Origin of the sequence: Streptomyces sp. NPDC057428 (assembly GCF_042803195.1) — a bacterium.
In the GTDB taxonomy this organism is placed as follows: Bacteria; Actinomycetota; Actinomycetes; order Streptomycetales; family Streptomycetaceae; genus Streptomyces.
In genome coordinates, this window is record NZ_JBHVCT010000146.1 from 1 (window position 1) to 8,608 (window position 8,608).

Consider the following 8,608-nt stretch of genomic DNA (forward strand, 5'->3'; position numbering starts at 1 on the left):
GCCAAGACGAACCGGCGGTCACTCAACTCCGAGATCCTCCACCGCATCGAAGGCGACTACAGCGCCGCCGCGGCAGACGCCGAATCGCCCTGACGACGATTCGACTACCCCTGCCCTGCTCCCCAGGAGCCCGATTCCTCCCCGGCCTGAAGGCCGGGGCATCCTCGGAGGACTTCGGTGACGGAGCCGCACGACGGCGAGATCCCGGACGGGCTCAGCGCGGCGGAGCTGGGCATGTGGCAGGCGTTCCGGAACGGCACGACCTACGACCTGCGGTCCCACGACCCGGTGCGTGACGATCCGTTCGCGCCGCACATCTGGGGACCGGAGCGGAGCGTCGGCGCGAGGACGGTGGCGAGGCTGCTGCTGAGCGGGCCGGCGGCGCGGCCCGGACGGGTGGCCGCGCTGAAGCTCCGGGGTGTGCGCATCACGGGGAAACTGGACCTTGCGGGCGGGCGCGTCTCGCCGTACGTGGAGCTGACGGGCTGCCGCTTCGAGCAGGAGGTGGTCCTGCCGGAGTGCCATTTCACGACTCTGCGGATGGTGGGCTGCGCGGTGCCGCGTCTGGACGCGGCGCGTCTGCACACGGAGGGCGACCTGCATCTGCCGCGCTGCCGCATCGAGCGCGGCATGAGGCTGACCGACGCCCAGATCGGTACGGACCTGCTGATCAACCAGCTCTTCGCCGGCCCGGACCGGCGCGGCCGCGCCTTCGTGGGCGACGGGATGTCGGTGGCACAGGACCTGCAGGCCGAGATGATCGACACGCGCGGCGAGCTGAGCCTGCGCGGGGCGAAGGTCGGCGGTTCGCTGAGCCTGCGCGGCAGCAGGCTGCGCGCCTCGGACGGCCGGCGCGCGCTGAACGCCCCGCAGCTGAGCGTGGAGCGCACGCTGTACATGACGGAGGCCTGGGTCAGCATCGAGACGGGGAACCAGGGCACCACACCGCCGTACGGCATCGCGCGCGGCGGCGGCCCGGCCCGTGGGACGCGTGCGCAGGTCTTCACGTGCCGGGGCGCGGTACGCCTGGACGACGGCCGGTTCGGGGACGCGGTCGACCTGCACAAGGCCCGCTTCGTCCTCACCGGTCGCGAGGAACTGTCGCTGCGCAGAATCGTCACCCCGGAGCTGCGCTTCAACGCGGAGCGCCCACGCGAGGGCCGGGTCGTGCTGAACGGCGCGAGGGTGGTGACGCTGATCGACGTGTCGAGCAGCTGGCCGGGCCCGGGCGGCCTGGCGATGAGCGGCTTCGTCTACGAGAACCTCGTCCCGTACGGACACTTCCCGCTGTCCCGGCGCCTGGAGTGGGTCCTGGCCGCGACACCGGAGTACGTGCCGGAGCCGTACGAGCGTCTCGCGACGGTGCTGCGCAACTGCGGTGAGGACGCCGACGCCCGTGAGGTGCTGCTGGCCAAGCAGCGCCGCCGGCGCGAGACACTGCCGCCCGCGGGCAGGATCTGGGGGTACCTGCAGGACTGGACCGTGGCGTACGGCTACCGTCCGGGCCGGGCCCTGGTGTGGATGGCGGTGCTGTGGGCGGCGGGAGCGATGGCCTTCTCGCAGTACCGGCCGGAGTCGATCAAGGGGAGCGAGCATCCGCAGTGGAATCCCGCGCTCTACGCGCTGGACCTGCTGGTCCCGGTGATCGATCTCGGGCAGGACGGCTACTGGCTGCTGGAGGGCGGCTGGCAGTGGACCGCCGCGGCGCTCGTGCTACTGGGCTGGATACTGGCCACGACGGTGGCGGCGGGCGCCTCCCGGCTCCTGCGGCGCGGTTGACCGCCTCTCTCCCGCCGACCCCGCCGAATCCTTGCCGGCACGGGGGTCGACAGGTCTGTCGAGGCCCGGCATCACGGCGGCGCACGACCACCACCGGTCGGGAACGAGCCGAAGCGGAACGCTTCCTCGGTCTTCGAGTCGCTGTGGGAGCAGGCCGTGCGCCGCTCCCCGCACCACTACGGCAGCCATGTCGCGGCGCTGCGGTACCTCTCGGCCGCCTGGTACGGCTCGCACCGGGAATGCTTCGACTTCGCCGAGCGGGCGGCGGAGGACGCCGCCGCCGACTCCCTGGTGCAGGCGCTCCCCGTGCGAGCGGCGTTCGCGCTGCTGAGGGACGAGAGGGCCGCGGCAAGGGCGACGTCGGTGCGGGGGGACCGGATCGACGCCGCGGCCGACCTCGCGATCGGGCTGTCCTCGGGGTTCCCGGCCGGTGATCCCTGGCCGGCCGAGATACGCAACCTGCTCGCGTACGTCCTGATGGCCCGGGGCCGCGCCGCGGACGCGCTGGAGCAGTTCCGGCTGATCGGGCCGTACGCCACGTCCTCCCGTGGGCCTCGGTGGCCGGCGAGGCGCTCGGCGGATTCCTCGACGCACGGGCGGACGCCCGGCTCCGGGCGGCGCCCTGCGGGTACTCGCGGCGAATGCCGGAACACAGCAGGCGCCGCGGCCACTAGGCTTGCCCGTTGTGACCACCGCTCGCCTGCCACTCTTCCCGCTGAACGCGGTGCTGTTCCCCGGCCTCGTGCTGCCGCTCAACGTCTTCGAGGAGCGTTATCGCGCCATGATGCGCGAGCTGCTCACGATCGACGAGGACGAGCCGCGCCGTTTCGTGGTGGTCGCGATCCGCGACGGCCGCGAGACCGCACCGACGGCCACCGGGATGCCGGACACCGTCTCCGCGGCGCCGCCCGCGGAGCGGGCACCGGCCGACGGTTTCGGACCTGATCCCATCCAGACCTTCCACCGGGTCGGCTGCGTCGCGGACGCGGCGAAGATCCGCGAGCGCTCAGACGGAAGTTATGAGGTCCTGGCGACCGGCACCACACGGGTCAGGCTCCTCTCCGTCGACACGAGCGGCCCGTTCCTGACCGCCGAGGTCGAGGACCTGCCCGAGGATCCGGAGGCCGCCGAGGGGGACGACGAGGCCACGGACGAGGCCGGGGCCCTCGCCGAGGGGGTCCTGCGGGCCTTCCTCAGCTATCAGAAGCGGCTCGCGGGGGCGAGTGAGAGGTCCCTGACGACCGGCGCGGACCTGCCCGACGACCCGTCCGTGGTCTCCTACCTGGTGGCCGCCGCGGCCGTCCTGGACATCCCCTCCAAGCAGCGGCTCCTCCAGGCGCCGGACACCGCGACCCGGCTGCGTGAGGAGCTGGCGCTGCTGCGCAAGGAGACCGCGGTCATCCGGCACCTGCCGTCGCTGCCCGCGACCGACCTGACCCGCGCGCCCACTCACCCCAACTGACCCGAGGACCTGCCCGGTGGCCAAGAAGCCCAGGAAACAGCAGTCCGGCGGAACCCCCGCCACGGTCGCCCTGGCCTCGGCCGGCACCGCGTTCACGGTCCACTCCTACGACCACGACCCGTCGTCGCCGTCCTACGGCGAGGAGGCTGCCGAGGCGCTCGGGGTCCCGCCCGACCGGGTGTTCAAGACCCTGGTCGCCGACGTGGACGGCGAGCTGGTCGTCGCCGTCGTCCCGGTCGCCGGTTCCCTGGACCTCAAGGCCCTGGCGTCGGCCGTGGGCGGCAAGCGGGCGGCCATGGCAGACCCCGCGGCGGCGGAGCGCACCACGGGCTACGTACGGGGCGGCATCTCTCCGCTGGGCCAGCGCAGGCGGCTCCGTACGGTGCTCGACGCGTCGGCCGGGGCGCACCCGTCCATCTGCGTCTCGGCGGGCCGCCGCGGTCTGGAGGTCGAGCTGTCCCCGTCGGACCTGGCGGCCCTGACCGAGGCCACGCTCGCCCCGATCGGCCGCTCCTAGCCCGGAGGCCTAGCTAGTGCCGCGACCGGCAATGTTTGCCCGGTAGGAGCGTCGGCCGGTGCGTGCGATCGCAAGGCGGCCGGAAGTCCTTGTAGCGGAGCTACCAGGACTTTTGGCCAACGCAGCGAGCGTGCGTGCTGGGCGGCGCGACGGGGCAAAGCTTGCCGGGAGGGGCACTAGGAGCGCTCGGGCCACTGCCCCGGCGCCTTGCCGTCCTCGGGCTCGGGCTCGGGGCCGACGGGACCCGGACCGAACGCCGTTCCGGATCCGGAGGCGGGCGGGGCCGAGGGGGACGGGGACGGCTCCCCGTGGGGCACGCCCCATTCCGGCTCGGGATCCCTGGGTCCGAACAGTGCCGTGAGTCCCAGGTGCACGATCATCGCGGCGATCGGCCAGGCGAGCACCGCCGCCCCCACCGCGTGCAGTTCGAGGGGTGCGTCGAAGGTGACGCCCTTGCCGACCTCCTTGGCATGGGCGACCACGTCCGAGGTCGGCCCGAACCAGGTGCCGATCCCCCACGCGAGCAGGGAACCGAGGAGCCCGCCCAGGGCGAGTCCCACCACCAGCGGGATGCCCCCGCGCCTGCGGAAGAGGAAGACGGCGGCAGCCGACACAAGACCGAAGGCCAGGGCGAGCAGGACGAACGTGCCGTCGGCCCCGATGGCCTGCTCGCCTTCGCTGTTCTTCAGGAACACGGCCGTCTCGTCGGAGACCAGGGGCACCCGCGGTGCCAGCAGCAGCCAGAGCAGCCCGAGCACGACACCGGAGACCGTCAGCAGCACGGCGATCACGGCGCCCTGCCGCAGCTCCGCACGCCGCCCGGACGCCTCGGACTTCTCCCCGCCGGGCACGGCGTGGGACCCCGAGGGCGGATCCTGCCACGGGTCGTTGGGCTGGGGCTGGTGCGGCGGCGTCAACGGTGCTGTCACGGTGCCATCGTGCCAGGCCGCCCCGCGTACCGCCTCACCGGACCGCCGGTGGACGCACCTCACCGGCGCCCCGGGGGCAAGCTCGGCCCCCGCACGCCGGCGGGCGGGACGAACCGGGTCAGCGCACAGCCGCACGGCGGTACGCCCAGGTGGCCACGGCCAGCGACAGCATGCCAACCGCCGCGCACACCGCGAGGTCCAGCCCGACGACCGCCCAGTCCGGGTGGGCGTCGAAGGAACGGGTAAGCGCCTCGACGCCGTACGTCGAGGGAAGCAGGTCCCGCGCCCATCCGACCGGGCCCGGCAGCCGCTCCGCGGGGAGCACGCCCAGCAGCAGCGCGGCGGACATGCCCAGCTGCCCGAGCAGGGTCGCCAGCTCCTGCCTCGGCGCCAGCAGACCCAGCGCGGCGCCCAGCCCCGAGAGGGCGGCACCGGAGAGCGGGATGACCGCGACGAGCACCCAGAGGTGGGTCATGGGCAGCCCGAACAGCGCGCTCCCCGCCACCGCCGTGACGATCGTGCCCGGCACCGTGAACGAGGCGTACGCGCCCGCCGCCCCCAGCACCACGGCGGCGGGCGGGACCGGCAGCGTGGCGTAGTGGTCGAGGCCGCCGTCGGCCCGCAGCCTGCCGAAGTACTGGGCGAGCAGGTTGAGCGCGACGAAGGCCACCACCAGCACACTGGATCCGGCGACCACGGCCCGCGCCTCCGCGCCGCCGTCGACGACCCCGCGCATCAGCACCATGATCCCGATGGACTGGAACGTGGCGACGAACAGCAGCGGGATCCGGGCGACCCTCGCCCGCGAAAGCTGCGCCCGGTAGACGGCCGCCAGGGAGGGCAGCAGCCTGGCCCCCGGCGCGAGGGCGGCGGGTGCGGTCCGGGCCGGCCGGCCGCTCCGGACCGCGGGGGTCCGCGCCTTCGGCCCCGTGATCTTCGCGGACTCCGCGGGAACGATGCTCGTCACCTGGCGCTGCTCCCGTCCGACTCCGACTCGTATCCCGACACGCTGACGGTCATGCTCACGCCTTCACCAGTCCCTCGGCGGCCCTGGCCGCATCGCCGCCGAGCGCCAGATAGACGTCCTCCAGGCTGGGCGTGGCCAGGGTGAAGTCGTCCAGCGAGGAGAACGCCGCCCCGCCGGTCACCGCGGCCACCGCGGCCCGCGCCTCGTCGGGCCCGAGCCTCAGCACCCACCGGCGCCCGGACTCCCGCGCCAAGGCGCGCAACGCGGCGACCTCGGGGACGTCCAGCGGCGCGCGCTCGCGCCACACCAGTTCGACCCGGACCTCGCCGGCCACCCGCTCCTTGAGCCCGGCCGGGGTGTCGCAGGCGATGACCTTGCCACGCTCCATGACGGCGACCCGGTCCAGGACCGTCTCCGCCTCGATCACGTTGTGGGTCACGAGCAGCACCGTCACGCCGTTCTCCGCCCGACGCCGGTCCACGGCGGACCAGACGGCACGCCGGGCCACGGGGTCCATCCCGGTCGTCGGCTCGTCCAGCACCAGGACGGGCCGCTCGCCGACCAGCGCCGCGGCGAAGCAGGCGAGCCGCCGCTGGCCGCCGGACAGCTTGTTCAGCGGGCGCCCGGCGAGCGCGGTCAGTCCCAGCTCCTCCAGCACGTCGTCGCGCGCGGCCCGCGCCTGACGCACCGGGAGGCCCCTGAGACGCCCGGTGGTCTCGGCGGCGAGCGACACGGTCAGTTCGTCGAGTGCGGTGGACTGCTGCCCGAGGTAGCCGACGAGCCGGGAGGCCCGCTCGGGGTGGCGTACGAGGTCGTGGCCCAGCACCTCGACGCTCCCGGAGTCGGGGCGCATCAATCCGGTGAGCTGGCGTACGAGCGTGGTCTTGCCGGCGCCGTTGGGTCCGAGCAGGCCGAAGATCTCGCCGCGCCGGACATCGAGACCGACGCCGTCGGTCGCGCGCACCTCGGGGGTGGCGGTCCGGCCGCGCCGGCCGCGGACGGCGGGATAGGTCTTCACCAGATCACGCACCGCGCACACGGTCCCGGTCTGTGCCTGTGCTGTGCCCGTACTCACGAGGAACGAGCCTACGGGGTCGGATGCCCCGTACGGCGCCCGGGGCCGGACGGAGCCGCCCTTTCGGCGCCGCGGTCAGTCCCCCGCGGGAGCGTGTTCGGCCGCTGCCCGCACGTCGATCTCCCGCCAGAACCCGGCCCGGATCGCATAGCGGTCGTGCTCGTCGATCTGGTCGTCCTTGTGCGCGAGCAGCCCGAAACGTGCCGCGTATCTCAGGAGCTCGCCGTCGATGCGATGCGGGATGCGGGGATACATGGTGGACAGTTTCTGCAGGTGGACCGTCTCGGGAAGGCGTTCCATCCAGCGCCGGGCGAAGACCTGGCCGACCTCGAAGGGGTCGCCGCCGACCGTGGTGATGTCCTCCTCCCGGTCCGCCCAGCGCTGCTCGGCGCTGGTGAGCTGGGCCAGGGTGGGCAGCGAAGCGGTCTCGGCCGGCTCACCCAGAGGGCCTCCACGCTCCACCCACCCCTTCTCCGACGACCAGCGCAAAGTGGCGTTGCCGGCAGGCGGCTGTGCGGGGTGGTGCGTGGCCTGGGCCACGGGCGCGCGCAGACTCGCGAGGTCCTTGGGGGTCGGGACGCCCTTGTGGCCCGGCGGGGACTGTGTGTGGGGCGCGGCCTCCTCGGCCGCCTCGCCGGAACCGTTGCGGGCCGCGGCCTGCGCCTCCGACGCACGCTCGGCCGAGGCCGCGAGCGCGGCCTCGGGCAGCGGTGCGGAAAGGATCGCCGCGATCTCGGGACGCGGGACCGGTGGCGGCGCGCAGATTCCGCCCGTCTCCTTGGCGCGTACGGCCTTGGTGATCCAGGCGCGGTCGAGCACGCGCCGCTCGTCGGCCTCCGCGACCAGGTCCTCGGACTGGTTGTAGTCGCCGTCGGCCGCCTGCACGGCCCACAGGTGGACGGCGACACCGTGTTCCTTGGCGGACATGAGTCCCGGCAGCAGGTCGCCGTCACCGGTCACGAGCACCACGTCGGAGCAGGCACGATTTCTGGCCAGCTCGGTGAGCTCCGCGTGCATGGCCGCGTCGACACCCTTCTGCGCCCATCGCCCGTCACTCCGCGTGAGAGCACCGAGTCGAACCGTGACACGGGGCATGACGCGCAGTCGGCGGTGTTCGGGCTGCGGCACACGGTCGGGAGCGCCGTCGAACCAGTAGATGCGCAGCAGCGGCTGCTCCGTGTCGGCCTCGGCGCGCTCGCGCAGGCCCTGGATCAGCGCCGCGTGGTCCACGGTGATGCGGGAACGGGCGGGCTCTCCGGCCAGCAGGCTCGCGGCTGCGCCCAGCAAATAGCCGGCGTCCACCAGGACGACGCAACGGTCCACGCGTTCCACCCTCTTCCAGGAATTCGTGAGCGGACCGGCGCGGGCCCGGACACGGGAGGGCTCTGTCCGCTTACCCGGGGTTCGCTCACTCAGGGTTTCCTTCGAGTCTGCCCGACGGCGAGGGGGTTGAGGTCCGGAACTCGATCATCGGCGTGGCGGATCCGGAAAACGGCGCATCATACCTCCCGTATCACGTTGAGTGATGATCCAACATGCGGCTTATACGGTGCTATGTGAGTCTGACAGCGGTTCTGGACCCCCCGGATCCCTCTCCCTCACAGGAGGTATCAGCACCATGGCCAAGAACAAGAACCGCAAGCAGGGCACCCAGCAGGACCGCGCGTCCGCCGCCGAGCGTGGCGCGGAGGAGGCCAAGTCGAGCGCGTACGAGTCGCAGACCCAGCCGCAGTCGCAGGCTCAGGGCAGCCCGTCCGACGTCGCCCGCAAGCACCAGAAGCGCTTCGGCCACAACTGACGGCCCGCAGGGCCGGCAGGCCGAGAGGGGCGCCCCGCCCGGGGGGGGGGGGCCCCGCGCGCGGGGGGGGGGGGCAGGGCG

At 73.3% G+C, this 8,608-nt stretch carries 9 protein-coding genes and 1 pseudogene; 6 read left to right on the forward strand and 4 right to left on the reverse strand.

The window, feature by feature from the left end:
• From ACFU5K_RS30210 to ybaK, 5 genes and pseudogenes are all read left to right on the forward strand, one after another.
• Positions 1–93 (forward strand): Arc family DNA-binding protein (locus ACFU5K_RS30210; RefSeq protein ID WP_384067426.1); only part of this gene is annotated, 93 nt, incomplete at its 5' end.
• Positions 94–177: 84 nt separating this feature from the next.
• Positions 178–1,779 carry an oxidoreductase gene (locus ACFU5K_RS30215; protein WP_384067405.1) on the forward strand — a complete coding sequence of 534 codons (1,602 nt, stop codon included), beginning with the start codon at positions 178–180 and terminating at the stop codon, positions 1,777–1,779.
• Between the two features lie 126 nt (positions 1,780–1,905).
• Positions 1,906–2,453: pseudogene (locus tag ACFU5K_RS30220) on the forward strand (hypothetical protein); the annotation flags it as partial.
• 11 nt (positions 2,454–2,464) lie between these two features.
• Positions 2,465–3,241, forward strand: coding sequence for an LON peptidase substrate-binding domain-containing protein (locus ACFU5K_RS30225; RefSeq protein ID WP_384067407.1), 777 nt, complete (start codon positions 2,465–2,467; stop codon positions 3,239–3,241).
• A gap of 16 nt (positions 3,242–3,257) precedes the next feature.
• Positions 3,258–3,758, forward strand: coding sequence for a Cys-tRNA(Pro) deacylase (ybaK, locus tag ACFU5K_RS30230; protein WP_384067410.1), 501 nt, complete (start codon positions 3,258–3,260; stop codon positions 3,756–3,758).
• 176 nt (positions 3,759–3,934) lie between these two features.
• On the opposite strand, the gene ACFU5K_RS30235 is transcribed toward ybaK, so the two are convergent.
• The 4 genes from ACFU5K_RS30235 to ACFU5K_RS30250 form a co-directional block, all read right to left on the reverse strand.
• Positions 3,935–4,687: an ABC transporter permease gene (locus ACFU5K_RS30235; protein WP_384067413.1), complete on the reverse strand. Its 753-nt coding sequence runs from the start codon at positions 4,685–4,687 to the stop codon at positions 3,935–3,937.
• 118 nt (positions 4,688–4,805) lie between these two features.
• Positions 4,806–5,654: an ABC transporter permease gene (locus ACFU5K_RS30240; RefSeq protein WP_384067416.1), complete on the reverse strand. Its 849-nt coding sequence runs from the start codon at positions 5,652–5,654 to the stop codon at positions 4,806–4,808.
• A 55-nt stretch (positions 5,655–5,709) separates the two neighbouring features.
• The gene (locus ACFU5K_RS30245; RefSeq protein WP_384067429.1) at positions 5,710–6,693 is read right to left on the reverse strand and encodes an ABC transporter ATP-binding protein; all 984 of its coding nucleotides are present in this window, start codon (positions 6,691–6,693) and stop codon (positions 5,710–5,712) included.
• 111 nt (positions 6,694–6,804) lie between these two features.
• Positions 6,805–8,061 carry an NYN domain-containing protein gene (locus tag ACFU5K_RS30250; RefSeq protein ID WP_384067420.1) on the reverse strand — a complete coding sequence of 419 codons (1,257 nt, stop codon included), beginning with the start codon at positions 8,059–8,061 and terminating at the stop codon, positions 6,805–6,807.
• A gap of 286 nt (positions 8,062–8,347) precedes the next feature.
• Between ACFU5K_RS30250 and ACFU5K_RS30255 the strand changes: the two genes are divergently transcribed.
• Complete coding sequence (locus ACFU5K_RS30255) at positions 8,348–8,527, forward strand: hypothetical protein (protein WP_384067423.1); 180 nt, start codon at positions 8,348–8,350, stop codon at positions 8,525–8,527.
• The last annotated feature ends 81 nt before the right edge of the window (positions 8,528–8,608 follow it).

Coding starts and splice junctions, on each gene's coding strand:
- ACFU5K_RS30255 (WP_384067423.1), top strand. CDS start 8,348: ATGGCCAAGAACAAGAACCGCAAGCAGGGCACCCAGCAGGACCGCGCG.